The sequence below is a fragment of the Ligilactobacillus sp. 110_WCHN genome, from assembly GCF_030518115.1.
Lineage (GTDB): Bacteria > Bacillota > Bacilli > Lactobacillales > Lactobacillaceae > Ligilactobacillus > Ligilactobacillus aviarius_C.
In genome coordinates this window covers 18,124-44,138 of record NZ_JAULLI010000011.1, presented here as the reverse complement: position 1 = coordinate 44,138, position 26,015 = coordinate 18,124, and the positions used below count along the sequence as shown (strand labels likewise).

Annotated in this window: 27 protein-coding genes and 2 pseudogenes; 8 read left to right on the top strand and 21 right to left on the bottom strand. The window is 40.9% G+C overall.

Annotated features, from left to right (window positions below; all coding sequences use genetic code 11):
* Positions 1-363 precede the first annotated feature (363 nt).
* Both Q3C15_RS05275 and Q3C15_RS05270 read right to left on the bottom strand, forming a co-directional pair.
* Positions 364-711 carry a DsrE family protein gene (locus Q3C15_RS05275; RefSeq protein ID WP_283577469.1) on the bottom strand — a complete coding sequence of 116 codons (348 nt, stop codon included), beginning with the start codon at positions 709-711 and terminating at the stop codon, positions 364-366.
* Between the two features lie 16 nt (positions 712-727).
* A complete protein-coding gene (locus Q3C15_RS05270) occupies positions 728-1,519 on the bottom strand; it encodes a sulfite exporter TauE/SafE family protein (protein ID WP_064212623.1) in 792 nt (263 codons plus the stop codon).
* Between the two features lie 175 nt (positions 1,520-1,694).
* Here Q3C15_RS05270 and Q3C15_RS05265 point away from each other — a divergent pair, with 175 nt between their 5' ends.
* On the top strand, positions 1,695-2,693 hold the full coding sequence (locus tag Q3C15_RS05265) for a D-2-hydroxyacid dehydrogenase (protein ID WP_283577471.1): 999 nt from the start codon (positions 1,695-1,697) through the stop codon (positions 2,691-2,693).
* 46 nt (positions 2,694-2,739) lie between these two features.
* Here Q3C15_RS05265 and Q3C15_RS05260 read toward each other — a convergent pair whose 3' ends face one another.
* On the bottom strand, positions 2,740-3,624 hold the full coding sequence (locus tag Q3C15_RS05260) for a hypothetical protein (RefSeq protein ID WP_302704570.1): 885 nt from the start codon (positions 3,622-3,624) through the stop codon (positions 2,740-2,742).
* 182 nt (positions 3,625-3,806) lie between these two features.
* On the opposite strand from Q3C15_RS05260, the gene Q3C15_RS05255 reads away from it, so the two are divergent.
* Positions 3,807-5,378, top strand: coding sequence for a S8 family serine peptidase (locus tag Q3C15_RS05255; protein WP_302704569.1), 1,572 nt, complete (start codon positions 3,807-3,809; stop codon positions 5,376-5,378).
* 372 nt (positions 5,379-5,750) lie between these two features.
* On the opposite strand, the gene Q3C15_RS05250 is transcribed toward Q3C15_RS05255, so the two are convergent.
* The 10 genes and pseudogenes from Q3C15_RS05250 to Q3C15_RS05205 all read right to left on the bottom strand — a co-directional run bounded on the left by Q3C15_RS05250 (position 5,751) and on the right by Q3C15_RS05205 (position 14,116).
* Positions 5,751-6,110, bottom strand: coding sequence for an iron-sulfur cluster biosynthesis family protein (locus Q3C15_RS05250; protein WP_302704568.1), 360 nt, complete (start codon positions 6,108-6,110; stop codon positions 5,751-5,753).
* A 61-nt stretch (positions 6,111-6,171) separates the two neighbouring features.
* A pseudogene (locus tag Q3C15_RS05245) lies at positions 6,172-7,535 on the bottom strand (MFS transporter).
* Positions 7,536-7,642: 107 nt separating this feature from the next.
* Positions 7,643-8,323, bottom strand: a complete 681-nt coding sequence (locus Q3C15_RS05240) for a hypothetical protein (RefSeq protein WP_302704567.1) — start codon at positions 8,321-8,323, stop codon at positions 7,643-7,645.
* Positions 8,324-8,371: 48 nt separating this feature from the next.
* Positions 8,372-9,076, bottom strand: coding sequence for a YoaK family protein (locus Q3C15_RS05235; protein ID WP_282458933.1), 705 nt, complete (start codon positions 9,074-9,076; stop codon positions 8,372-8,374).
* Between the two features lie 96 nt (positions 9,077-9,172).
* Positions 9,173-9,754, bottom strand: a complete 582-nt coding sequence (locus Q3C15_RS05230) for a DJ-1 family glyoxalase III (protein ID WP_282458960.1) — start codon at positions 9,752-9,754, stop codon at positions 9,173-9,175.
* Between the two features lie 117 nt (positions 9,755-9,871).
* Positions 9,872-10,264 (bottom strand): annotated as a pseudogene (locus Q3C15_RS05225) (DUF805 domain-containing protein); the annotation flags it as partial.
* Between the two features lie 20 nt (positions 10,265-10,284).
* Complete coding sequence (locus Q3C15_RS05220) at positions 10,285-10,770, bottom strand: DUF805 domain-containing protein (RefSeq protein ID WP_302704566.1); 486 nt, start codon at positions 10,768-10,770, stop codon at positions 10,285-10,287.
* Positions 10,771-10,886: 116 nt separating this feature from the next.
* On the bottom strand, positions 10,887-11,516 hold the full coding sequence (locus Q3C15_RS05215; protein WP_302704565.1) for a DUF805 domain-containing protein: 630 nt from the start codon (positions 11,514-11,516) through the stop codon (positions 10,887-10,889).
* A gap of 18 nt (positions 11,517-11,534) precedes the next feature.
* Positions 11,535-12,698 carry a DUF805 domain-containing protein gene (locus Q3C15_RS05210; RefSeq protein ID WP_302704564.1) on the bottom strand — a complete coding sequence of 388 codons (1,164 nt, stop codon included), beginning with the start codon at positions 12,696-12,698 and terminating at the stop codon, positions 11,535-11,537.
* Between the two features lie 80 nt (positions 12,699-12,778).
* Positions 12,779-14,116: an MATE family efflux transporter gene (locus tag Q3C15_RS05205; protein WP_302704563.1), complete on the bottom strand. Its 1,338-nt coding sequence runs from the start codon at positions 14,114-14,116 to the stop codon at positions 12,779-12,781.
* Between the two features lie 105 nt (positions 14,117-14,221).
* Here Q3C15_RS05205 and Q3C15_RS05200 point away from each other — a divergent pair, with 105 nt between their 5' ends.
* Together Q3C15_RS05200 and greA are read left to right on the top strand one after the other, a co-directional pair.
* On the top strand, positions 14,222-14,602 hold the full coding sequence (locus Q3C15_RS05200) for a type II toxin-antitoxin system RelE/ParE family toxin (protein ID WP_283602319.1): 381 nt from the start codon (positions 14,222-14,224) through the stop codon (positions 14,600-14,602).
* A 5-nt stretch (positions 14,603-14,607) separates the two neighbouring features.
* A complete protein-coding gene (gene greA, locus Q3C15_RS05195) occupies positions 14,608-15,084 on the top strand; it encodes a transcription elongation factor GreA (RefSeq protein WP_302704557.1) in 477 nt (158 codons plus the stop codon).
* A 21-nt stretch (positions 15,085-15,105) separates the two neighbouring features.
* On the opposite strand, the gene Q3C15_RS05190 is transcribed toward greA, so the two are convergent.
* Positions 15,106-15,648 (bottom strand): TetR/AcrR family transcriptional regulator, encoded by a 543-nt coding sequence (locus tag Q3C15_RS05190; RefSeq protein ID WP_064208438.1) that lies wholly within the window; start codon positions 15,646-15,648, stop codon positions 15,106-15,108.
* 219 nt (positions 15,649-15,867) lie between these two features.
* Here Q3C15_RS05190 and Q3C15_RS05185 point away from each other — a divergent pair, with 219 nt between their 5' ends.
* The 3 genes from Q3C15_RS05185 to Q3C15_RS05175 all read left to right on the top strand — a co-directional run bounded on the left by Q3C15_RS05185 (position 15,868) and on the right by Q3C15_RS05175 (position 18,613).
* Positions 15,868-17,364, top strand: a complete 1,497-nt coding sequence (locus tag Q3C15_RS05185; RefSeq protein WP_057827575.1) for an MDR family MFS transporter — start codon at positions 15,868-15,870, stop codon at positions 17,362-17,364.
* A gap of 3 nt (positions 17,365-17,367) precedes the next feature.
* Positions 17,368-18,135, top strand: a complete 768-nt coding sequence (locus tag Q3C15_RS05180; protein ID WP_057827576.1) for a DUF4811 domain-containing protein — start codon at positions 17,368-17,370, stop codon at positions 18,133-18,135.
* 229 nt (positions 18,136-18,364) lie between these two features.
* Entirely contained in the window at positions 18,365-18,613 is a 249-nt protein-coding gene (locus tag Q3C15_RS05175; protein WP_204779186.1) for a hypothetical protein, read from the top strand.
* Between the two features lie 40 nt (positions 18,614-18,653).
* Here the strand turns inward: Q3C15_RS05175 and Q3C15_RS05170 are convergent, their stop codons facing one another.
* Positions 18,654-19,145: a hypothetical protein gene (locus tag Q3C15_RS05170; RefSeq protein ID WP_057827578.1), complete on the bottom strand. Its 492-nt coding sequence runs from the start codon at positions 19,143-19,145 to the stop codon at positions 18,654-18,656.
* A gap of 60 nt (positions 19,146-19,205) precedes the next feature.
* A complete protein-coding gene (locus tag Q3C15_RS05165) occupies positions 19,206-19,448 on the bottom strand; it encodes a PspC domain-containing protein (RefSeq protein ID WP_057827579.1) in 243 nt (80 codons plus the stop codon).
* Between the two features lie 204 nt (positions 19,449-19,652).
* On the opposite strand from Q3C15_RS05165, the gene Q3C15_RS05160 reads away from it, so the two are divergent.
* Positions 19,653-19,907, top strand: coding sequence for a hypothetical protein (locus Q3C15_RS05160; protein ID WP_057827580.1), 255 nt, complete (start codon positions 19,653-19,655; stop codon positions 19,905-19,907).
* A gap of 31 nt (positions 19,908-19,938) precedes the next feature.
* Here Q3C15_RS05160 and Q3C15_RS05155 read toward each other — a convergent pair whose 3' ends face one another.
* The 5 genes from Q3C15_RS05155 to Q3C15_RS05135 all read right to left on the bottom strand — a co-directional run bounded on the left by Q3C15_RS05155 (position 19,939) and on the right by Q3C15_RS05135 (position 25,801).
* Positions 19,939-20,403, bottom strand: a complete 465-nt coding sequence (locus Q3C15_RS05155) for a MarR family winged helix-turn-helix transcriptional regulator (RefSeq protein ID WP_057827581.1) — start codon at positions 20,401-20,403, stop codon at positions 19,939-19,941.
* Between the two features lie 52 nt (positions 20,404-20,455).
* Positions 20,456-21,202 (bottom strand): RNA-binding cell elongation regulator Jag/EloR, encoded by a 747-nt coding sequence (gene jag / locus Q3C15_RS05150; RefSeq protein ID WP_278852370.1) that lies wholly within the window; start codon positions 21,200-21,202, stop codon positions 20,456-20,458.
* Between the two features lie 584 nt (positions 21,203-21,786).
* Positions 21,787-23,178, bottom strand: coding sequence for a replicative DNA helicase (dnaB, locus tag Q3C15_RS05145; RefSeq protein ID WP_302704550.1), 1,392 nt, complete (start codon positions 23,176-23,178; stop codon positions 21,787-21,789).
* Between the two features lie 137 nt (positions 23,179-23,315).
* Positions 23,316-23,765, bottom strand: coding sequence for a 50S ribosomal protein L9 (gene rplI, locus Q3C15_RS05140; protein WP_057827584.1), 450 nt, complete (start codon positions 23,763-23,765; stop codon positions 23,316-23,318).
* 11 nt (positions 23,766-23,776) lie between these two features.
* Entirely contained in the window at positions 23,777-25,801 is a 2,025-nt protein-coding gene (locus tag Q3C15_RS05135; protein ID WP_057827585.1) for a DHH family phosphoesterase, read from the bottom strand.
* Positions 25,802-26,015: the final 214 nt, after the last annotated feature.

The window sequence follows — 26,015 nt, the reverse complement described above, 5'->3', positions numbered from 1 at the left end:
AAACCTGATTTTATTTTGATTGTCAAAATATATTTTAAAAATAATTGGAAATTTATCAATTAAAGTATTGATATTATCGCTTTTGCTTTAACCAATTTATCAAACAATCATTTACTTATCAAAGCAAAAAAATAAACTGTGATTTTCTCACAGTTTAAAAAAAGATTAATTTAATGGTTGACAAATATTTCCGAATCCGATACACTCATTGCGTGGAAATACACTAACCCTTTTTTCCACAACACTTACACATGACCAAAAGCAAACCCTCTTTTGGTCCCATATAGTTATCTTACTCACTAAGACGCTTACCAGCTTCCACAATTTTAACGGTAAGCGTCTTCTTCGAGCAATCATTTCTGTTTACGGTTTAACGTATGCAAATCCTTCATTTTCCTTTTCAGCAACTTCAATCAATCCGGCAGGAACGACCCGGACAAATGAAAACAGATCTTCAGGAGCAATCTTAAACCGGTTCAACGAATTATTGCAGCCGGCAATCACAAAGCCCGCATCCGTTGCCTTCTTTAATGTTTCTTTCAACGCACGGTTATCATCGTTATCAATCAATTGTTGAATTGCTTCTCCAGTAACCACCACTTCAATGTCCAAATCTGGCCGCAAATTTTGCTTGGCGTTGGCTAAATTCGTTAAGTTTCCTTGAACGGCACCCCACCGTTCAGTTTGATCAATATGAAGTAAAATCTTCATAACTAAATCCTTCTTTCTAAATTACACCTGCATAGTGGAACGTATTAAACAGCGTTACCCCCACTAATGCACATAATAAAACATTGTAAATTTGATTAAGAACCTTACATGACGCATGCCGGTTGATCCATGTTCCCAAAAAGCCTCCGGTAACTGCTGCAACTACAACGACAGCAGCAACTATCAGGCTAATCGTCGGCTTAACCGGACTGACCGCAATCGTGACCATCTTGGTTAATTGGGAGAAGAAAATAATTCCCACCGAGTAAACGGCCGCTTCACGCAAACTAAATGAGAACAACAACATCGTCAAGGCCACGTTGATTGGGCCCCCGCCGATCCCCAAAAAGACTGAAAAAGTTCCTAATCCAATTCCAACAATCAAAATCACAAGAATGTTTTTCAAATGGAAGCTGACCAGTCGTTTTTTAACAAAGTTATAAATTAAAACCGAAACCAGCATGATAAAAAGCATCGCTGATTGCAAAACTTTCACGTGAGCTGCCGGCATGACCGTAACGGTTAGCCGCAGTAAGCGTTGACCAATAAATCCGCCGATCACTGAACCAACTGAAATCGTCAGTAATGATTTGACATCAAATTTAAACCGTTGCCGTAATTGTTTTCCCAACGCTACGATTGCCATAACAAAAACTGCCAACGACGAATAGAAATTAATCGTTGCAGTCGGTGCATTGCTGACAATATCAAACAGCGGTTTAATTACCACTCCGCCGCCTAAGCCGGTTGATGATCCTGAAGCGGTCGCCAACAGAACCACTAACGCGTAAATCAATAAATCTCCCATTTGAAACCCTTCTTTCACTATCAGTATACTTTTTCAAATTTGATTCTTCCTAATAATCTGCTTGACTTTATGTAAAAAAATTTATTCTTCATTTTACTAATTTCCATTTTCCAAAAAGTGTATAATTAAGCTACATGGAAATCCATGAATCATAACTATTTTGGAGGATTTACTTATGGCAAAAATTTTTGCATATAGTATTCGGAAAGATGAAGCTCCTTACGTTGAAGAATGGAAAAAAGCTCATCCCGATGTTGAAGTTGAATACACTGATGCCTTATTAACTCCCGAAAATGCTAACCTTGCAAAGGGAGCTGATGGAGTCGTTACTTACCAACAATTACCATACAAGGCTGACACCATTGAAGCTTTGCATGAAGCCGGCATCAGCAAATGGTCACTCCGGAACATCGGAATTGATAACATTGATTTAAAGAAAGCAAAAGAATTAGGATTTACATTAACAAACGTTCCGGTATATTCACCAAACGCAATTGCTGAACACGCAATCGTTCAAGCTGCACGGATCTTGCGGCAAGACAAGCGGATGGATGACAAGATGGCCCGGGGCGATATGCGGTGGGCTCCAACCATCGGCCGTGAAGTCCGTGACCAAACATTCGGAATCATCGGAACAGGCCACATCGGCCGCGTGTTCATGAACTTAGTTGAAGCCTTCGGAGCAAAGATCGTTGCTTACGACAAGTTCCACAACGATGAAGTTGAAAAGAAGGGTTACTACGTTGACTCATTAGATGAATTATATGCACAAGCAGATGTCATCTCATTGCATGTTCCATCTCTTCCAGAAAACATTCACATGATCAACGACGAATCAATCGCTAAAATGAAAGACGACGTTGTGATCATGAACGTTTCACGGGGCGATTTGATCGATACCGACGCTCTTCTTCGTGGATTAGACAGCGGCAAGGTCTTTGGGGCTGTTCTTGATACTTACGAAGATGAAGTTGGAATTTTCAACGCTAACTGGGATCGGAAAGGTGTTCCGGATGCTCGCTTAGATGATTTGATTCACCGGGACAATGTTTTGGTAACCCCACACACTGCCTTCTATACAACCCACGCTGTTCGTGAAATGGTGATGCAAGCATTTGACAACAACTTGTTGATGATTCAAGGCAAAGAACCAAATACACCAGTTAAATTATAAATTTGATACTCAAAAGGCTGCGGTTTTAAAATCGCAGCCTTTTTAATTATCCTTTTACATCCAGGTCATATTTTAAAATGATCTGATCTAAATACTGTTTTAAATTTTGATGATAGTCTTTCGCATTCAGAATCGATAATACTTCGAGCGCTTGCCTAACCTTAGTCATTCCAATCGAAATCCTTTGATTGATCAAATCCAAAATTCCGGTAAAGTAAAGACGCAGTGTTTCTTCAAACAACATATCTTCGTTTAGCTGATAATTGTTGATCAACCCCATCATAATACGAATATCCCGATGGCTTCGACTTTCAATAAAAACCATCAACATATTGATCAGTACCCGAAAACTTTCACTGCCATAAACTCTCAAATTCTGGTATTTTTCAAGGTTATGGATCACCTTTTCCCGAAACATGCGAATCTGATCAAGCGAAAAAGCAAACATTGCATTGTTAAACATCATCAGCTCATAATGAGTCCAAGTTTCGCATCTGATCAAATAGTTGGTAACCACTTGGCGCGCATTTTCATCAAGCTGATTGCCCTTCATCTTATCGATCGTTAACTGGGTTATGCATGCTAAATGACGGTACTTCTCATCATTTTTATAAATCGCACAGTAATTAAGCGTTCGCTGTAAAAGAGCATCCAACCGTTTAAGATTTCCCTGAGCGATCGCCTTTTGCAAATCAATTACAAACCGCTGTTCATAATCCGTTTCAAACCCATTCGCAATGTATTTGAACTCCGTGTAACTTACATGCAGCTTAGCAAGAAGCCGCATAAAATTATCGACCGACGTTCCCGTCTGGTTCATCACAAAATTCCGGTAAGCTGTTCGACTGCAAACGCCAGAGATCAGTTTACCGATCGGCACGCCCTTCGCAGTCCGAATATTTGAAACAATTTTGCCATAATTTTCTTCCAAAAAGCATCCTCCCTATGCACACAAAAGTGTCAAAATTCACTTTTTTGTGTGAATTTTTCCTTTCGCTAACCCTCAACCCTTAAATTAAGGTTAAGGGAGAAATCCATAAAAAGGAAGTGATTTTGGATGTTATTTTTACTTTTCTTCCTTTAATCAACTAATAATTTCAAAGAGAGGGTCATATGAAAAAAATCAAACTGTTTAACTTATTATCAACATCACTTGTTTGTTCATCACTCTTGATGACGGCGCCAGTTTCAGCAGCCGAAGCTCACCGTGGTCACCTTTCACCAAATTCGCAAATGCCAATTGAAAAGAAAGAATCGGTAATCCCGAATACAACGACCAGTTTTGTTTTGACGAAAAATAATCAAAAACAAACGGTCGATGACACGGTGAAATACATTGAAAACCAAGGAATCAAGGTCAAATCCGTGGTTCCTGAAATCGGCTGGATCGAAACTGATCGGACAAATCAACATCAAGAAAAGAAAATTAAAAAAGATACCCATGCTGATGTGCAAACGCCTGATAATCAAGCAAACAACTCGTATACCCCGACGGCCATTCCATCGCGATCAACCTTTAACAGTCCAGTAAATAAGTATTTCTGGAACCGGCAATGGAACATGCACATGATGACCAAAAATCCTGATAATTATGTCAATGATACTCAATCCCATGTCAAAATTGGAATCATTGACAGTGGCATTACTGATGAATACCGTCATCAGTTAGGTTCCCGAATCAGATATGCCGAAAATTTCGTTCCGCGCGGCGGATTCAATTATCAGGATTATGATGAATCCGGTAATCCGAGTGATACCAATGATCGAATCGGTCATGGAACATCTGTTACCAGTTTGATCGCCGGGACCGATAAGATGGTCGGCGTGAACTCCAATGCAACAATTGACGAATACCGGGTCTTCTCCCAGAAAGGCTGCAGCTCCTCATGGGTCTTAAAAGCACTAATCAAAGCTGTTAATAATGGTGACGATGTAATCAATTTAAGTTTAGGACGCTACGGTCTTTTAACAGGCGGTTACATGAATGGCCGGGCCAATAACGATATGCCTGAATACCAAGCATGGACCCGGGCCGTTCAATATGCTAAGCAACATGGGAGTACCGTCGTAGTCGCTGCGGGAAATGAAAGTATTAATTTAAACAATCCGCAAGCAATGACGGATTACATTAATAAAAATAATTCAAAATTACATGCCGTCGGCCAAGGAGTCAGTTTACCAGCAAGCGTTCCGGGAATTATCCAAGTAGCTGCCACTGGTAATCAAGGTGAACGGGCTGAATATTCATGCTACTCAAAAGATTCGGTATATGCACCCGGCGGCGATTCCAACCGAACAGGAATCCATAATCCAAATCAAGCCTTTATTCCAACAGATTGGTTATTAACATATGGCGGTCATGGAACCCAATATAACTTTGGAATCGGAACTTCTTTCGCGGCTCCTGAAGTAACCGGAATGATTGCCCATGAAATTTCAAAGAATAATTTATATGGTCAATCAGACGCAGTGATCGCTAAGTTACGCCAATCATTAGAAACCAACAATCACGGATTGCCATGCGTGATCTTAGATAAGTTGATCAACGATGACCATGCTCCGGCAACCAATGATCGCAGTCGGCATTCATCAAGTTCCAACGATAGTTCATCATCTTCAAGGAGTTTCGAACAACAAAAACAGCATGATTGGCAGCAACAGATCCAACAACAAATTGCTGAATAACAAAAATGAGGTTGCAAAGTTCAACCTCATTTTTTATGGAGCATTAACTGTGAAATTAACCTTTAGTCATTTTCGGGTAACAATCAGCGCAACGATTGGGCTGACTTCCATTTTTGCAATTTCAATTACTAAAATTACATGATTACCGGCTTTCATCCCACCGTTGAACATTTAAAAAATTGAAACTACCATACGATTAGAATAGTATTTAGTAATTAAGCTTTTCAATGGTGCTCAAGCGCGAATTAATCCAGCATCAACCTGAGCGGCGCGATTTATAACCCAATTGCTATTTTGGAGATCTCGATTCTTAATGAAAAATGGAAAAAACTAAAAAGAGATTGCGATTCTCCGTCACAATCTCTTTTTAATCTACTCATTTCTCAAATCAAGAACATTCAATGCCGGTGTCAATTGTCCCCGGTATTTGCCCTTTAACGTTAATTGCTGATATGAGTTAACCGCAATTGTCATTTCCTCATCCATAAACGATTTTGAGTAATCCTTGTAGTAAAAATCGCCTAAGACCGTTGACAATTTGGCATTATATTCATGATAATCACTGTCTTTGCGCACGACCAACAACCGAAATTCTTGGTTTAACGTGCATGAAATTGCTTCTTCTGGCCGGTAGCCAACGCCGTCATCAAAGTCTAATAAGACGACCGCGTTTGAATCTTCAAAATATGGTTTTAACTTTGCTTGAGCTTCATCTGTAATTTTTAATTCCATTATTCTTCCTCCTCACCACCTCTATTTTATCCTATCTTTTAGTAAGTGAGAAGATTTTTGACTATGCCCGTTTCTTCACATTTAAGTAGCGGACAAATAAAATTAAAACGAGCACCGTTAAAATCAATGTAACCCACATTGAACACCGCATTCCAATCACAAATGAATGCGGAATTTCACTGATTACAATCAATAATGTAACTGAAACCGAGCCAAATACTTGCCGAAGAGCATTATTCAAGGCCGTTGCATGGCTAACTTCTAACGATGCCAGATCCTTGAACGCTTCTGACATGACCGGTGTTCCCAATCATTCGAACGGCATACGCGGTCGTTATCAGCCAAACCGGCATCGTTGCCTTGATCATTACAAACGGAAAGGTTCCGAAAAGCATTAAAATCGTTCCGCCAAGGACTAACTGCTTCGGGCCAAATTCATCATATAAACGACCAACAATTGCCGCCGTGATTGCATTTAACGCGGCACCAGGAAGAAATACCATTCCGGCTTGCATACTTGTCAAATGCGTAACTCCTGGACAAAAATTGAAACCATTTGCTCCGTTCCTAACAGAACCATAAAGGCTGCAATTCCGATCAACGTCATTAACCGAAATGACTGAACTTTAAAAATCGAAACTTTCAGCATCGAATCAGCCAAGTGCAGTTGCCGCCGGACAAATAATGCGACTAAGATGCCACCCACAACGAGCATTCCGATTCCCATTGCGAATTGGGTCTGCATGACCATCAAACTTGCAAGGGCCAATCCCGAACCTAATAACGACATGGTAACTGATAACATGTCGATCTTAATTTCCCGCGGCTGTGAATAATTTGGAAAGACAAATGCGCCAATTCCAAGGATAATTACCATTACCGGAAGAATTAAGATAAATAAGTAACGCCAGCCAAGCCCGCTAAGAATGAACCCAGCTAACGTAGGACCAATTGCCGGGCCAAAAGCAACGACTAAGCTTGAAATTCCCATAATCGTTCCCCGTTTTTCAGGCGGGAAAATCGTCACCATCGTTGTCATTTGAAACGACATTAAAATTCCACCGGCAGCAGCTTGATCAGTCGGGCTAATAAAAGCATCCAGAAGTTCTGCGCCACACAGCCTAAAAGCGTTCCGACCGTAAAAATTCCAATCGTCCCTAAAAATACTTGCCGGTTAGTAAATTTTTCGTATAAGTTAGCTGCTAACGGGGTTACGATTCCGATCAAAAGAGTGTATCCGGTCGTTAACCACTGAACCGTCGTCATCGCTTGATGCATGTCTGATTGAATTACCGGTAATGCAGTCACCATCATCGTTTGACTCATCAAGCAAATAAAATCTGAAATTAGTAAAATTGCTGAAATTACAATCCGTTTTCGGGGATCAATCGTATGGGCAATATCGTTTGCGTTGTCCACATTCATTCCTCCTTCATTAAAATAGACTATTTGACCATTGTACATCTTTTCAGAAAATGTTTCATATAGAACGAAAAAAAGGTTGTGACCTTGGTCACAACCTCTACCCTAAATTATTCATTCTTACCAGCATTAACCGCCTTTGCGATTACATCACTTGGGCTGCTGCCGCTGACACTGTAAACCTTATTATTCTTTTGCCATGTTAACGTGTACGTGTTCGTTGCAATATCGAACGTTCCAACCCCGTGATTTTGCGGTGCTGGAAGGTAAACGGTTTGTAATTCATTCACGATCTGTTTAGCCGTTGGTGTCGGATCTTGCCCTTGAACAGCCGAAGCCCGTACCGTAAATGACCAGTTACCTTCATTCCATTGAAGCATCTGTTGCCCGGCACCAGAATTCAACGTTCCCGTAATGCCGTCCCCAAGGTTAACGGTTGGCAACCCTTGTTGATTGCCAGTCGTATAACCCGGTTGATTGGTAACATAGCTTGCTGCCTGGGCTTGGTTATTAAATTCTTTTGTTTGGGCGTTATTGGCATTCTGATTATTTTGCGCTGCTGCCTGTTGATTTGACTGCGAATTATTATCGGTTGCCGGCGTGTTGGCATTCGTCGTTGATTGATCATCAGCAGTTTGCGTTTGATCATTCTGACTGCGTTTAACTGCCTCCGTTTTCGGTGTGTTGTCCGTTTTCTTGCTATTCGTTGAAGTTGCTTGATTGCTGCATCCTGCAAGCAAAACCGCCATTCCAACAACGACTAATAAACTTGATTTCTTAATTTTCATCATTATCACCTCACGGCCTTTGATTACACCTTTATTATACCATTTTCCGGGTTAGAGTTTCTCTCCCGGATAAAAATTATCCCGGTGATAAACCATTAATCCATAGCAGAAATTAATGATTACTAACAATGAAGCCGCGATCCAAATCGTGTGAATTCCAAAGTAATTATCAAGCAACGCCGAAACGATTGCCCCGCAAATAAAACTAATTACCAGTAACAGGTAATTCGAAGCCGCTCGCGTTTGACTGCTGTCATGATTAACAAAATACTTCGTCCAGGCAATTACCGCTTTTTGTAAGTTTCCCGTTGAAACCGTGTTCCGGTAACCGAGGCCTTCGATCTTATTAAATGCGATCGTCTGCATTGCGATACCAAACGCCAGAAACGGAACAACAAAAACGTTTGGAACACTCGTTGGAACAAAGCCAACGACCAATGAAATAAACATGATCGGTAAAATGCAAAAAATCCGTTTATACTTCGACTTTACCTTCAACGCAATCGTCGTTACCACGATCAGTCCCAGAATATACGCCAAAAACGTTGCAACTTTGGTCGTTAATCCCGGGAGATTGTGCTTGGCAATATCCGTTCCAAAAAAGATAATGTTTCCGGTTTGCCCGGCAGCCAACGTGCCGCCGCGCTCCGTAAAAGTATATGCATCGATAAAACCGCCACAAAAGGTAAATGCTAATGCCAATTCTCGTAATTGATAAAGGTGCGGCCGCTTGATCTTTTCGCGATATGCGCGCAAAATCCTCTTCCTTTCTTAAAAAATGATACTTTCCATTATAATCCAAAAACGAGGTTATGACCCTTGCATAACCTCGTAATTATCAAAATTTAATTTTTATTTCCGCATTTCATCGCGTAAGTAGTTGTAAAGCATTGCTTCTTCTTGCGGAGCCGGATCAACGCCTAAGATTTCAGCAATCTTAAATGCGTAAGCCATTGCGGTTGCCGGGCCGCGGCTGGTAATAATTTTTCCCGCTTCGTCAACAACAACGATTTCATCTGAATGCGTGGCATTCTTAATGTCATTTTCAAATTGCTTTTCAACTCCTGGAAAACACGTATACGTGCAGTTATCCAGCAAGCCGTAACGGGCAAACGCAACCGGACCTGAACACATCGCAGCGTTCCATTTCCCAGCGGCGTGGCGTTGTTGGATCAAGTCCATTAATTGGTCACTGTCCCGTAAGTTATCAGCACCCTTTGAACCGCCTGGGAAAATAACGATGTCATAGTCCAATAAGCTTTCGTCCATTACCTTATCACAGGTCAGTTTGATGCCATGTGCTCCCATTACATCGGTGCTTTCCAAACCAACCATGTCAACTTCAACTCCTAACCGGCGCAAAGCATCGACTGGCGTTAACGCTTCGATTTCTTCACACCCCGGAGCAATCATTACTGCTGCTGTTTTTGTCATTTTATCGCTTCCTTGTAAATCTTCGTTTTCCTTTGCACGGGTAATCCAATTAGCTTTTTGACGAGCAAAATAATCCGTCGGCAAGCAACACAAAATTAATTGAATTGCTAACACTGCCAGTAAAATAATTCCAAATGGCATGCCAAAAAGTTTAACCATCAAGGCTGCCATCCACCGTAAAATGATCCAAACTACCACGGGAAAAGTTTGAAAACCAATGTCCCGCAGCCGCCGAGCCAAAATGGCGTATTCAGCAATGTATAGCATCAAGCCGCCAACTGAAACGACCAGGCTGCCGACCGCAATGATCGATTGATGGCCCGATGCCATTGACGATTCAAGGCTCCCATAAAAAATGGTATATAAGGCAAGGGCAAAAATCAGGCACACAACCTGTCCCCACCAATAACCTGCACGGGTCGACCGGCCGCCGTAACTTAAGATTCCCCGGCAATAATCGTGAAAAGCCTCTTCAAATGAAACCTTTCCCTTTTCATTAATTCGCCGCATCTTAAAATCCTTCTTTAGCCTTATTTTTCACGAAATACTTTCGTTTCCTTATCAACTGCCATTGCATCCGTTGGAATGCAGAATAATAAAATTAAGAATGCCTGACAAACCACTAATGCTGCAACGGCGATCGTTGAAGTAAACAAAACGTTCAATACCGCCAAAACAGCGTTAATAATTACCAAAATCGTAATCGGCAACGTTTTTAACCCTGCATCACGTAACCGGCGAAATGCAAGCGCCGTCAATGGAATCAACATTGCCAACAAGAAAATTGCCCGGACAACCAAAACGACGATTCCGCTTGTCCCGCCAGCATAGGCCGATGCAAAGTATCCTAAGACTAGTTGATCGATCACGATCATAATTGCCAAGTATTCAACGATGCCGATCCAAAATGACTTTCGAACCGAACGGCCGTTATAGCTGATAAATCCTTTCCAAAAGTTTAATAAGCTGTCTTTTAACGTGACATCTTGAGTTTCATTAACTTGTTTAAGCTTCATGTTCTCTTTCCTTTCAGTTCAATCCTCTTTATCTATTAATGATACCCCACTTAAAATGGAATGGTCAAAAAAAGAAGGTTGCGATGTAAATCACAGCCTTCTCATCTTCATTTTAACTATTTAATTTCTTGTTCCCGACCGTCTGGATAAAAGACAACGGTTGGAAGTGATGTGCTTGTCGTGGTTGCAGCTGGAGCCGCCTTTGCTAATTGCGGTTGGGCAGCTGCTGTTGGTTGCGTTTCATCAACGCTATCTTTGCCCCGCACTAACCAGTTTTCCTTTTCGGCAACGAATTGGTCAGTTGGAAGTAAGGTGAAAATAAAAACAATAATACTTAGTACCAACCCAGTTAAAGTACTTACATTAGCTAATGCAAGTGCTGAAACATGCATTTCGATTACTCCAATTATAAGTAAGGCGTAAATAAGAACGGTTAAAATAACAATTGGTGCCGTTTTTAATCCAACATCACGTAACCGTCGAAAAAGAACTGCCAAATTCCCAATTAGCATTGCAATCATACATCCAGTTAATCCGAGTACTACAATCATCAACGCTGCCCCAAAAGAAAGGCCGGTTAATAAAACCGCAGCTAACGCAAGAAAATAAATTGTCGCAAAGTAATTAAAAACTGACCACCAGTATCCCGAACGGGTTGACCGCCCACCAAAACTAAATAATCCATGCCAGTAATCTGATACGGCATCTTCAAACATTACTCTTCCTTTTTCTTCAATCTTTTTCATTTATAGTCCCTTTCTCATTTAAAATGTTGTTTTGTTTTCAAAGAATATTGAACTTTCTTTTTGAGTTGCCATCGCTCCGGTTGGAAGGCATAGGAAAACGATTTGAATAATTAAATCAATTCCAAATTCCCAAAGTAAAGCCCATAACATTCCTTGAGAGGAACCGTAACCTACCATAAAAATACCCCAAACGATACTATCCAGGATAGCCATGATTCCCCAACCAATAAACATCGTCTTCAATTTTAGACCGACATCCCTTAACCGCCGAACCATCACTGACCAGTTAGCAACTCCAATTGGAATCATTAACCCAGCAATCAAAAGTCCAGGTCCTAAAAACACAAGTAACACTATAAACATGATATACAAAAAGGCACCTAAGCCGTCACCAAAAGATAGATCAGGCATTGTCGTTAGTACATGACTAATCGTATTAAAAGTGAAAACTGTTAATGCGATGACGATCCCCATTACAACAATATTAATTGGAATAATTAATATCTGAGACTTCCAGTATCCTGCTCGGGTTGAACGACCGCCGAAACTCAACATTCCATGGAAAAAGTCATGAACTGCTTGTTTAAAACTAACTTTTCCGCGTTCCATAATTCGGCCCTTCACAACGGTTTCTTCTGTTCCGTCAGGTTCGAATTTAATAACTTGAAGGTCATCATGGAATTCAAAAGTATCCGGACTTTCAAAAAGGAATTTCATAAAACCATTTTGATATCCTTTGACGAAATGACCTGTTGGAACGGATAAAGCGTAAAGCAGCCATATATCAATTATCCGAATAACAAATCCTAAAAAAGGAACCCACAAAAATAATACTGTAATAACGATCCAAATTACTAATGGTGCGGTTTTAAAGCCCACATCCCGCATTCTCCGGAAGAATAAAGCAGTACTGCCAATCGATATTGTAATATATACAATTGTTTCAATTAGCAACGAAATAATTAAAAACGATCCTACTACTTTATTTAAAGTCATCGCTAAAATAATATTTAACGTTACAATTCCGCCAGTTACAACCATTAAGATCATTAATGGCATCATCAAAACTCCATACCAATAGCCCGTCCGCGTTGACCGGCCGCCAAAACTAAAAAGTCCGCGCCAAAAATCAACAAAAGCTTGCTTGAATGAAATTTCCCCAGATTCTTCGATCCGTTTCACCTATATCACCTTTCCAAACATTAATTCTTTTTTATTACGCACGAACAATATCTTAACATAAATTAGCCGGTTTCTCGAACTTATTTTTCATTTTGTTGCATCCATTTATGAAAATCACCACGATATAGCAGCAAACCGATTGCAAACGTAATGACATCGGCAACTGGTTGCGCCCAAACAACCCCGTGGAAGCCAAAGAATGCTGAACATGCAAGCATCGTGATCAGGTAAACAACTCCTTGCCGCGCAAACGACATTGTAAATGCACTCCAAGCCTTTCCAGCTGATTGGAAAACCGTTGTAAATACTAAGATTGCGCCGATAAATGGCGTGGTTGTCAAACATGCCCGCAACATGTAAGCTCCAAGGCTGACAATGATTGGCTTATTCATGAAAATCTTGATCAAAAATGGAGCAATGATCATCAAAATAATTGAGAAGATAATTGCGTAACCGACTTCGATCAGTAAATCAAAATCAAGAGCTTCCTTGAACCGTTTAACATTCTTAGCCCCGTAGTTATATCCGATCAACGGTTGGGCTCCAAAGGCAAAGCCGACCATTACTAAGGTAATGATCGATGCAATTTTTTGCGTAATCCCCATTGCAGCCACCTGATCTGCCCCGTAAGCTGCCAGGAAGTTGTTTAATAACGCAATTCCGAAACTTTGCATAAGGTTTGTAATTGAGCCTGGAATTCCGATTGCTAACACTTCGCGAAATTCTTTCCAATTAATATGCGCCTGCTTAATGTCAACGTTAATGTACTTGCAGTCGCGAACGGTGTAGTAAATCAATAACACCAATTCAAGGGCGTATCCAAGAAAATTTGATAAAGCAACACCGGCAGCGCCCCACTTTAATCCGAAAATGAAAATCGGATCAAGGATCAGGGAAACAACGATGCCATAAACCGTTGCTAACATACTTTGCTTGGCTAATCCTTCTGTCCGGATCAGGTTCGTTGGCGTCAATGAGGTGATGATAATTGGCGCACCGAAAACGTAGACCCGGTAAAAGGCAGCCGCATACTGATACGTTGCTGCCGTTGCCCCTAACATATGTAACAACGGTTTTTCAAAAATCAGCAATAAAACCGTTACGACAATTCCCAAGCCAATTGAATAGTAGAAACATGCACTGCTGGTCCGCGCACTGCGATCATGCTCCTTTTGACCAAACAACCGCGAAATCACGGAACTGCCGCCGATCCCAAAAATATCGCCTAAAGCTAACATAAACATGAACAGCGGAGTACAAACCGTAATTCCCGCAACTAGGTCCGTATTTCCCGTTTGCGCAACGAAAAAGGTGTCCGCCAAGTTATATACCATACTGGCGAGCATCCCCATTACGACCGGTAACGAGATCTTGAAATAGACCTGTTTAATTGGTGCTTTTTCAAATAGTTCTTCCACGATATTCTTCCCTTTCCGCGTCGTTTTCATTATTTTTCAACGACCATGATATAATTAAAATATATCATGCTATGTCAAGTTTCAATTTTAGAGAGGATCTTTGAAATGGCAATCTACCTGTATGAAGATAATCGCGGAAAAGTCCTATTTTTAGACTGGTATCGCAAAATTCGCGAAAAGGACCAAAGTATTTACCGCAAAGTCAATGACATGCTGACTCAAATGAACAAACAAACCTTGCCGCTTACCCGGCCAACGGTTAAGCGGATGATTTTACGGCTTCCTTACCGGCATTTATACAAAATTCGATTAGGCAAATACCGGTTGATGTTCATTGCCCAAGACGGGGATTACTTTATCATGCACGCTTTCCGGAAAACGACCCAGAAAACGCCGGATAAGGAGATCCACAAGGTCGATCGCGAAATCAAACAGCACCATTACATTCCGCTGAAGCGTAAAATGCTTGAAGAAAGTGAAGGTTAAAGTTTATGGCTGACGTATATTTTCAAAAAATGACGCCGGAAGGCCACCAGCAAATCGTTGATGAAATTGAAACCTTAAAAGCTGACCGGCCGGCTAAAATCAAACAATTACAAGAAGCCCGGGCACTTGGCGATCTATCTGAAAACGCCGAGTACAGTGCTGCTAAACGTGATTTACGCCACCTTGAAAGCCGGTTGCGTTATCTCAATAAGCAATTGCAATACGCTCAAGTAATTGAACCCGAAGATAACGGTGAAGTTGACATTGGAACTGACGTTGAACTTCGTTTTGAAGATGACAACGAGACCGAAACATATCATATTGTCGGTAAACAGGAAGCCAACGTTGACGAGCAAAAAATTTCATTCGATTCGCCGATTGGACGCGCAATCATGCATCAAAAAGCCGGCACGACCGTCGATGTCGTTGCTCCGGCTTCGTCATACCAAGTTACGATCATTAAAGTGAGTGTAAACAAATAGTGGATGAGTATTGCTCATCCACTATTTGTTTAAATTCTTCTTTAAATACTTTTTGGCTTGAACAACCATCCATGCCATGTCAGCGGCAATCTGTTCATCGCTGCCCTCAATCTCACCGTTAATGTATGATTCAAAAACGCCTCCGATCCCGGCCGCAATAAAATGCTGAATTGCCGGGTCAACGTCTGTTCCATACTCTAATTGCAATCGTTGCAAAACATAATATTGAATTCTCTTCCGAATTAATGCCGAGGCTTGACCATTATAAACGCGTTTAAAAAATTTCCGATGTCTCCCAAGCATTGCCAACGCTTCCCGGTAAAAGTCAATCGGTTTTGCGTCTGGAATCTGACGGACATTTTCACGAAACGCCTCAAAATGTTCCTTTAAAATTGCATCTAATAAGTCATACTTATCCTTGAAATGCAGGTAAAATGTCTTCCGTTCAACATCTGCTGCATCGCAGATCATCTTGACCGTAATGTCAGCAAACGCCTTTTCCTGAATCAATTCACCAAATACTTTTTTGATTCGTCCAGTTGTGCGTGCAACCCTTCGATCCATCTTATCCTTTTCTCCTTTTCAATTATTTTCATACCCTAATAATATCTTTTCAAAAATGTTGCAATTCTAATTTTCATGTTCTATTATATATAAGTGTAATAAGAAACACAAGTGTAATTATATACATGTGTTAATTAATTTTAAAGAATTTCGTTTTTTAACAAATTCTTCTTTAATTTAATAGATAATAAAAATATTAATCATATAGGAGGTCATTTTATGAGCAACGCAAAAAACAAGCGTGCCTTGGATATAAATGGCAAACCTTATAGCCGTGGTTTACTCATGTTGGTAATCATCATCGGGCTATTCGGAACATTCTTAGCCGGAACAATGCTTGCGACGGCATATCCAACTTTAATGCACGACTTTAACATTAAAGCCAGCACCGTTCAATGGTTATCAACCGGATTTATGCTGGTTACCGGAGTTATGATTCCAATCACTGCATGGATGATGAACCGGTTTAGTTCAAAGAAACTTTACATTATTGGAATGGGACTGTTCTTTATCGGAAATATTATTTGCTTCTGTGCAAACAGCTTCGCCATGCTTTTAACGGGCCGGATCGTTTCAGCCCTTGGAGGTGGAATTTTAACTCCATTAGGACAGTCAATTGCGATGTCAATTTTCCCACCTGAAAAACGGGGGACCATCATGGGAATGGTCGGAATCGCCATTGGGGTTGCCCCTGCAATTGGGCCGACCCTTTCAGGATGGATCATCGATAACGCTAACTGGCGGATGATTTTCGGGGTTACCCTTCCATTCATCGGATTAGACTTGTTATTAAGTTTCTTCTTTATGAAGAAGGTTTTGCCAACCAAGAAACTTAAACTGGATGTCCTTTCAGCAATTATGGCCGTAATTGGCTTTGGTTCATTGCTTTACGGAACATCTGAAGCCGGCAATGATGGTTGGGGATCAATGGTCGTTATTGTTTCGATCATCATTGGTGTAATCTTCATTGCATTATTCAGCTGGCGGCAATTTAAACTCGAAACGCCATTCTTGGATCTGCGTTTATTGAAGAACTGGCACTTCTCATTGGCTTCATTATTAGGTTCAATTGCCCGGATCGCCTTAGTTGGGGTTGAATTAGTTCTTCCGCTTTACATTCAAATCGTCCGGGGCGAATCAGCATTCCATTCAGGATTAATGCTTCTTCCCGGGGCCTTGTTAATGGGATTGATGAGCCCAATTTCAGGGATCTTATTCGATAAATTAGGTGCCCGGACATTAGCCATTACCGGATTGACCTTATTAACATTGGGAACATTCAATTTCACCACGTTAACAACTTCAACGCCAATTATTGAAATCGTTGTGTTATACGCCGTTCGGGTAATGGGAATTACCTTAGTGTTAATGCCATCAACAACGGCTGGTTTGAACTCATTGCCACTCAATAAGATGAATGACGGAACGGCCATCAACAACACGTTACGGCAGACTCTTGGGGCAATTGGAACGGCGATCTTTACAACGGTTTACTCAAATATTCAAAGTGCGCAAATGCCTGGCAAGTCATTGCTTCACAGTGCACCGCTTGAATACAAGCACCAAGCAATTACCGCTGCTTTAAATGGATATCACGGAGCATTCTTTACCGCCGTTGTCTTTGGGTTAATTGGATTAATCCTTGCATTCTGCCTTGAAAAGAACGCCGGATTAGTAAAAAAAGACGTTAATCAAAAAGTAACAAAGGAGGCTTAGAAAATGGTTTTATGGATATTACTTATCAGTATGGTGCTTTTTGCCGCAACCTTTATCGGATTAGTTAAAAAGCCAAAACTTCGTTATCCAATTTCGATTTTCTTCTTACTCCTTGCAGGTGCATGTTCAGTTTCATTGATGTTGAATGATTCGCATCACCTTGGAATGAAGAATATCACTGAAACGCAAACAAAAACTTTAGTTTCAACGACGGGTAACAACAGTCCGTTAAAACTGACCGTTTATAAAGCTCTTGGAAATGGCAAAGAAAAGGTCTTTGTTTATCGGACAGCTGATCAGCCAAATAAGAATCAAAAGACCAAGATCGATTACGATGTTACGACTAAGGTTGAACACAGCAATGTTCAAACCCCGCAAGTCGTCATCCAACGGAGTCGTTACACATATAAGAACGATTTTTGGAAGACCCTGTTTGCCGGCTTAGGCCTGAATAAGGAAACCCACCATTACACTTACATCTTTAAGGTTCCGCAAAATTGGCTTGTTTTGAGCACCAGTCAATTGCAGGCAATGAAAAGTCAGGAAACCACTGCAAAAGCCCAAATCAAAGATCAAGTGAAGGCGCAATTACCAAATCTGGTTAAAGCCCAAATGATGCAGGAATTGCAAAAGAATCCAACAATGAACGCTCAACAAAAAGCTCAATTGGAAAAACAAGTCACTGCGCAACAAGAAAAGCAACTCGTTGCTAAACTTGAACAGCAGATGATGGGCAAGTTGATGCCGCAGTTGGAAAAAGAATCATTATAAGATTAAAGGAAGTCGTGAATTGATCACGGTTTCCTTTTAATTTTATATTCGTTTACTCATTTTCATTTAACATCATTTTAATAATCAAATTCGAAACGTTACGAATGTTTAAAGTTATTAATATTTTTCTTAATATCGTCCTTTTAAAGGTGTTTAAAATAGTTTTATCTATATCTTTTTTGTACAATGGGAAAGTTGTTTAAATACTTACTGTCAAAGGGAGTTTACAATGTACGTTTTACTTGATGATCAAAGAAACGTTCTCATTGACGAAATTGATTATGTAACGGGAGAACATCATCAACTTTTCGTCGCACCTGAACGAATTGATGCGATCAATTCATACCGCAATAAGAAAGCGCGCATCAAGAAATTTTTCCCATGGTACTCATTTGAGGGCGATTATCATTTAGTAAAAAAGAGTAAGTGGCTTCGAAATTTAAACCATCGTTTATCTTTACATAAAAATGCGATTTAAAAAACGGCTGTGACTCACATCACAGCCGTTTTTGTTATATTTACATCGGCCGGTATGTCTTAACGACCGGCGTGGCATTGCCATCATGGCCAAATTGATTCATTTGATTTGAACGTTCATTATTCCATACCATAAAGGTATTTTCATCTTCCCATGCATTGATCAATAAAAATTCGAAATTATCTTTTTCAGAATGAACCATGACACTTGAATTCAAACCGGTTGGCCGTTTAGCTTCTGAAACCCATGACTTGAAAATTGATTTGAAGACCTTTTGTTCATCTTCGTTAAGGGTCACGTAACGGCATTCAATGTAGCCGCTTGGTTCATTTTGATCGCCAACGACCCCTTCGATCGTATAGTTTAATCCTGAATGGAAAATCGTCTTCTTGCCAGAATAATCAAGCAACATATATTCTGAATTACTGTCCGTTTCTAAAAACAATTTAAACTGCCGGTCCGGATGATCAGCGATGATCTTTTTTAATTCTTCCAATGGTCCAAATGTTAGACTAATTTCTTGTGTCATCATTTCTCAAGCTTCCTTTCACAAACCATTCGTTTTCATTATAGCATTCCTGCCAATTAAAATTTATCGATCTTTTTCACGAAATTCGCCCTCGATAATATTCGGGTCATTCGGACTAGGCATTACAAGCGCCGCAATTAAATACAGTAATGTTCCTGCAAATACCGTTCCCGGAAAAATAATCAAGAATGCGCCGATGATCCGCGTAATTGCCTTATCCCAGTTGAAGTATTCAGCAATTCCGCCAAAAACTCCAAGAAAAACCTTATCGTTTGATTTTGTTAGCCGTTTCCGTTTCTTTCGCATAACCTCTCCTCCTTGCTTCCATTATATGATTTTTGAAATTTAAAACTCAAATCTTTTTAGTCCTTCTTATTTTTCAAACAATCATAACTAATAATGGAGAATTTTTAATACATAACGCATATGTTCTTCACATCTTTTGAATACGATAAAAGTGTCGCAAAGGCGACCAGTTACTCATGGATTAAATAGAATTGAGATGTTAATATGGACAATCAAATGAATATTGAACACAACCAGGACATCGTATCAGCTCAAATCACTAAAATCTTAAAATCACGAATCTTTTTGAAGACCGAACACGGAAAAACGATCGTTGTTGAATATCCGCGGAAACAACGTAAAAATCATCAAACAAAACAGCTTTTTACCCAGATTTTAAAAGATATCTGGCATCACCACTTATGGATTCCGGTCAACCAGCGGACAAACCAAATTTTACAGTATGACTGGTTAAGCTAAATAAAAGGCTAGGACAACTCGTCCTAGCCTTTTATTTATGGTCTTCTAATGTATTATTCAAATCATCAAGTTTAGCCGCAATGCGGTGTAAAAGCCCCACACTGGTCGTATATTCATCCGAATCCATATCAATCAATCGGAATGAATACGAAACAGCTTCCTTGACGCTTTTTTCCTTTTCCTTTGCCATTGGAGTTAATTCCAAGTAGACCCGCCGGCCATCAACCCCTGACCGGGTCCGTGTTATCCACCCGTTATGTTCCAACCGTTTTAATAAGGGCGTCAGCGTCCCCGTATCAAGATTTAATCGTTTACCGATCTCCTTGATCATCATCGGCCGCCGTTCTTCCCACAAAACCAGCATCGTAATGTATTGCGGGTAAGTCAAACCGAATTGTCGTAACGCTTCGCTATAAAACTTATTGTAACTTTTCTGAGCTGAATAAATTGCAAAACACAATTCATCTTCAAGGTGATATGGTTTATGGTCTAACATGATAAATCCTCCAAATTATCCTCCAATATTTGAATTAATCCCTATAAATCATCTATTTAAATTTGGGTGCGATCACAATGTAACGGTATGGATCGTTTCCATGCGATTTCGCCTTAACATGTTTATTTGAAGCAAGCGTTTTGTGCACGATCTTGCGTTCCATTGCCGGCATCGGGCCTAACTTAAACGCCCGCCGTTCAACGATTGCCCGTTCTGCTAAATCGGCCGCGATCCGTTGCAATTCTTCGCGCCGCCGCTCACGGTAATCACCGACATCAAGGATCAACCGGTAACGTCGTTTGACCTGCTTATCAAAACAGGCTTGGGCCAAAATTTGCAAAGCATTCAATGTCCGCCCATGCTTGCCGATCAGCAATCCTTGCTGATCGGTATCAAAGTCAAAGTACACGTTGCGCCGGTCAACTGTCACTGAGATCTCAGTGTCGATTCCTAACTGACTGATAATGTCATCCAGGTAATTACCAACGGCTTGAACGGCATCGTCAACTGATTCGTCTTCCGTGGCAGTTTCATCCTTAGGTGAATCTTTTACCGGTTCATCTTCACTTTCATGAATCTCCGCCGTAATTTCATCTTCTAATTGATTTGAATATTGATCATCAATCTGATCATCGGATTCAAGAACCGTGATCTCAACTTCCGCTGGCTTTCTTCCAATTCCTAAAAAGCCCTTGCGTCCTTCGCTGATAACAGTCACTTCAACTTGATCACGGCCAACCTCTAAATCTGCTAAGCCTTTGCTTAAAGCTGCATCAACGGTTTCACCAGAGTATCTCATTGCGTTCCCTCCGTATGTAAATCTAATTCCATATTATAACCTAATCACGGGATTGTGCAAAATCATGGTCCGGTATTTTTTGATTGCTGAGGGTACAAAAAAAGGACCGTCATCCGTCCAGTCCTTGCCGCTATTTTTCCGTCAACTGTAATAGAATTGAGATTGCTTCTTGGTAGCTGACTTGGTTTTGGTTCATAACTTCCTTCACTAATTCTTCCGTTGACATTTTACTTGAAATCGTCACTTTCAAAGCCCCCACACTACGAACATTTGTTTGTTTTGATCACTACTTGATTTATTTTAGCGCGGTTTTTTCTAAAAAAAAAGCCCTAAAATTATTTAAAAAATTTTACTTGACAGGATTATCAGCGTAATTCTGCCCGTTTGCCCCTGGTAAAAAAATTTTTGCCAAAATAAATTTCTTAGTTTTTATTAATATTTGGTAAAATGCCGGTCTATCAACATTCAGCATTCAATTTATCTCAAAATTATTCATTTGAAAATCAGCGCGAAAACATAAAAAGCCTATCATTCAATAATCAATGATAAGCTTTAAGTTTGATTATAATTAAGATATTAATTAACTATGCCATTTCCTGCCGGGCGGAAAGGTTCGCAAATTTGTTGTGCGACTTAATGAACAGCAACTTAACCGTTCCCCGCGCTCCAGCCCGGTTCTTTTCAATGATCAATTCAACTTCACCTGCATCTGGATCATTATCTTCTGCCGGTGAATCAGCTTCATCGTCGTCGCCGGCATCCGCCCGTTCATAATAGTCATCCCGGTACAAGAACGCAACGATATCCGCATCCTGTTCAATTGAACCTGATTCCCGAATATCTGACAATACTGGCCGTTTATCCTGCCGTTGTTCAACCCCCCGGGAAAGTTGTGACAACGCTAAAATCGGCACATTTAATTCCTTTGCCAGCTTTTTCAACTGCCGGGAAATTTCAGAAACTTCCTGTTGCCGGCTTTCTTTATTCGAACCTTCGATCAGCTGCAGGTAGTCGACAACAATAAAGCCGATTCCGCCTTGTTCCTTGGCTAATCGCCGACATTTTGCCCGAATCTCTGACATTTTGATTCCGGGAGTATCGTCAATGAAAATGTTGGTGTTCGCTAACGTTCCAATTGCGACCGTCAAATCATTCCATTCATTGCCTTCAAGATTTCCATCCCGTAAATGGTTGGCATTGATTCCGCCTTCCGCACAAATCATCCGGTTAACCAACGATTCGGCACTCATTTCAAGGGAGAAGATCGCAACGTTGGTATTTGATGCCTTCCCGACATTTTGCGCAATATTTAACGCAAACGCCGTTTTCCCGACGGCTGGACGGGCAGCAAGAATAATCAAATTATCCGGTTGCAAGCCGGAGATCATCTTATCAAAGTCATGGTACCCCGTTGAAAGGCCCGTAATTTCATCATCGCTTTGGGCAAGATCCTGAACCTTGACTAACGCTTGGTCTAAAACTTGACTGATTGGTTTAAAGCCGGCACTATTCCGATTTTCAGAAACATCCATGATCTGCCGTTCAGCACTTGCTAAAATATCGTCGACTTCTTCATCGCCGTTTTGGGCTTCATTTTTAATGTTATTAGCCGTATTGATCAACCGCCGTAAAGCCGCTTTGCCTTGAACGATTTTCGCGTATTCCCGCACGTGACTGCTTGATGGAATGTTGCTTAATAATTCATCAAGGTAAACTGCTCCGCCGGCATCCTCAAATTGATTTGACCGTTTCAATTCGTTTGAGACCGTCAACGGATCGATCTTATCGCCGGCATCATCCACGGCGATCATTGCTTTAAAAATCACTTGGTTTGCACGGTTATAGAAGTCATCGGGAGTCACAAACTCAATTGCTTCAGCCAACGCATTTTCATCAAGAAAAATTGACCCTAAAACCGCTTGTTCTGCCTGAGCATCGTGCGGCATCACATTTTCGATTTCTGAATTATTATCCACCGAACTGTTTCCTTTCTTTTTAAGTCGTTATCAAAATCATAACGCAAATTTGATTTCGCGCCAATCCATTTCATTCAAATAAAAAAGAAGGCGTGACCCACGTCACAACCTCCTCATAATCCAATTTCAAAGCCTTTTTACTGTTCGGCAATGTGAACCCGAATCTTAGCTGAAACTTCATTATGAAGCTTAACTGGAACATTAACGTAACCCATTGAACGAATTGGTTGAGCAAGTTCCATTTTGCGCTTATCAATTTTAATATCATATTGCTTTTGCAATGCTTGAGAGATTTGCTTTGAAGTTACTGAACCGAATAAGCGGCCGTCTTCACCGGCTTTGGCCTTCAATTCAACAACGTATTTTCCTGATTCAAGCTTTTCTTTCAATGCCTTTGCTTCGGCTAAAATTTCAGCTTCCTTTTTAGCTTCGGCTTTTTGTTGTGCGCGTAGTTGACTCATTGCAGCTGCATCAGCCTGTTTAGCCTTTCCGCTCTTAATTAAGAAGTTGGCGTAACCGTCTGCCATGTTTTTAACTTCACCGCGTTTTCCTTTACCGCGAACATCTTGTGTAAAAATTACCTTCATTGTGATTCCTCCTAGTCTTCCGTTTCAGGTTGAGGTTCTTCGTCTTTATTTAAAATTTCAAGCACCTTTTCACGCGCGTCAAGCACACTAATGTCTTTGATCTGGGTCGCAGCGTTCGCAAGGTGCCCGCCGCCGCCCAGTTCTTCCATGATGACCTGGACATTGATCGTCCCGTCACTGCGGGCTGAAATTCCAACGGTGTGTTCATCGCGCCGGGTAATCGCAAACGTTGCTTGAATCCCGCTGACTTGTAAAAGCGAATCGGCAGCTTGGGCAGCAATTACTGAATCGTAGATCTTGTCATCTTCACCAACACATAACGCAACATTATCAATAAATTCAGTCCGATCGATCAAATGGTTCCGTTGCATGTAGCTTGATTCGCTTTCCTTCATGAAGTGCCGGGCCATTGTCAGGTCAGCCCCCATTGACCGCAAATAACTTGCGGCATCAAAGGTTCGGGTCCCGGTTCCTTGAGAGAACGATTGTGTATCAACAATGATTCCCGTCAGCATCGCCGTTGCTTCCAACGAATTGATTGGTTCACTATCCCGTGACTGATATTCAAACATTTCAGCGATCAACTCGCACGTTGAACTGGCATACGGTTCAATGTATACCAAGATCGGATTTTCAGGGAATTCTTCCCCCCGCCGGTGATGGTCAATGATTACGACCCGGTTTGAAAGCCGATCATACAGTTCTTGACTGATTGAAATCGACGGCTTTGAATGATCCGCCAAAACAAGCAAGCTGCTTGGCGTGATCTTTTCCAACGCCTCAGCCGGTGAGATAATACTTTCCTTAATTTCAGGATACTTTCCAAGTTCATCGACCAGCCGCTGAACATCTGAATGAATGTTATCTTGATTCAAAATGATCCAGCATTTCTTGCCATTCATCGCTGCGATCCGGCGAATTCCGAGACAAGCCCCAATCGCATCCATATCCGGCCGTTTGTGGCCCATTACAAAGACTTGATCAGACTGCTTCAACAATTCGCTCAAGGCTTGGGAAATCACCCGCGCCCGAACCCGCGTCCGTTTAGCCATCGGGTTCGTCTTTCCGCCATAGAACCGGGCTTCGCCATCCGATTCCCGGACAACAACCTGGTCACCACCCCGTCCAAGGGCAAGGTCCAAGTTGGATTGCGATAATTCGGTCAATTCGTTTAAGTCGTCTTCACCATATGCAATCCCGATACTCAACGTAATCGGCGAATTACTCTTAAAAGTCCGTTCCCGAATCTTATCAAGAATCGAGAATTTTTGATGCTCAAGTTTTCGCAATGTTCCCGTATAACCGATCATAACGTAATGATCTTCATCAACGCGTTTCAAAAACATTCCAAACTTTTTGGCCCAGTCTGAAAGCGCACTGGTAACAAAGTTGCTCAGGTTTGAAATATCCTTATCGCTCATCGCCTTTGAAATTTCGTCGTAGTTATCCAGGAAAATCTGCCCGATCATAACGTGTGAATCGTCATACCGGCGCTGAATCTCAGCGTAATGGGTAATATCCATCATATAAGCCACGCCAATGTCTTTTTGAATCAATAAATCAAAATCATGGTCATGCCAGTGAATCCGGTGGCGTTCCTTATCATCATAGTGATCCTGTAAAATCGTAGCAAGAGCTTCATCCAGGTCACTGATCTTCTTGCCCAAAACATCTTCTTTGCCGAAATACCGTTGCATGTACGGATTGATCCATTCGATCTCATACTTATCATTAAAGAAAATCGTTCCGATCGGCATCCGGATCAAACTGTCTTGGCCACCACGTTTTAAACGATAAGACAGATCTGAAATATATTCACTTGTTTCTTCCTGTAAGTGTTGCAACATTGTATATGCAACTGCCATCGCAGCAATTGCTAAAACTAAAACAATTATCCCAACGATTGGACTTATAAAAAATGCCAGTCCATCACTTACAATTGCTAGTCCGAGAATAAAGAGTGCAATCAGCCGCATCCGTCTGTCTTGCATAAATCCCGGGATTCGCCAAAGTTTTTTTGACTTTCGCTTTTCCATAATTTCCCTCGTTTTAATTCATAATCAAAAATTAGCAATAAACTTCCATTAAGTATTTTACCACATTCTGGAATTCCATCAGAATCTCCCGGCCAAAAGCCTTAAACTACAAGAAAAAGCCCCGAATAGTCGGAGCTTCTTCTTGGTTATGAGTTATTTGATTGTTCTTAGTATACAATTCATTAATTCGTTTGTCATTGAATTTAATAAATTT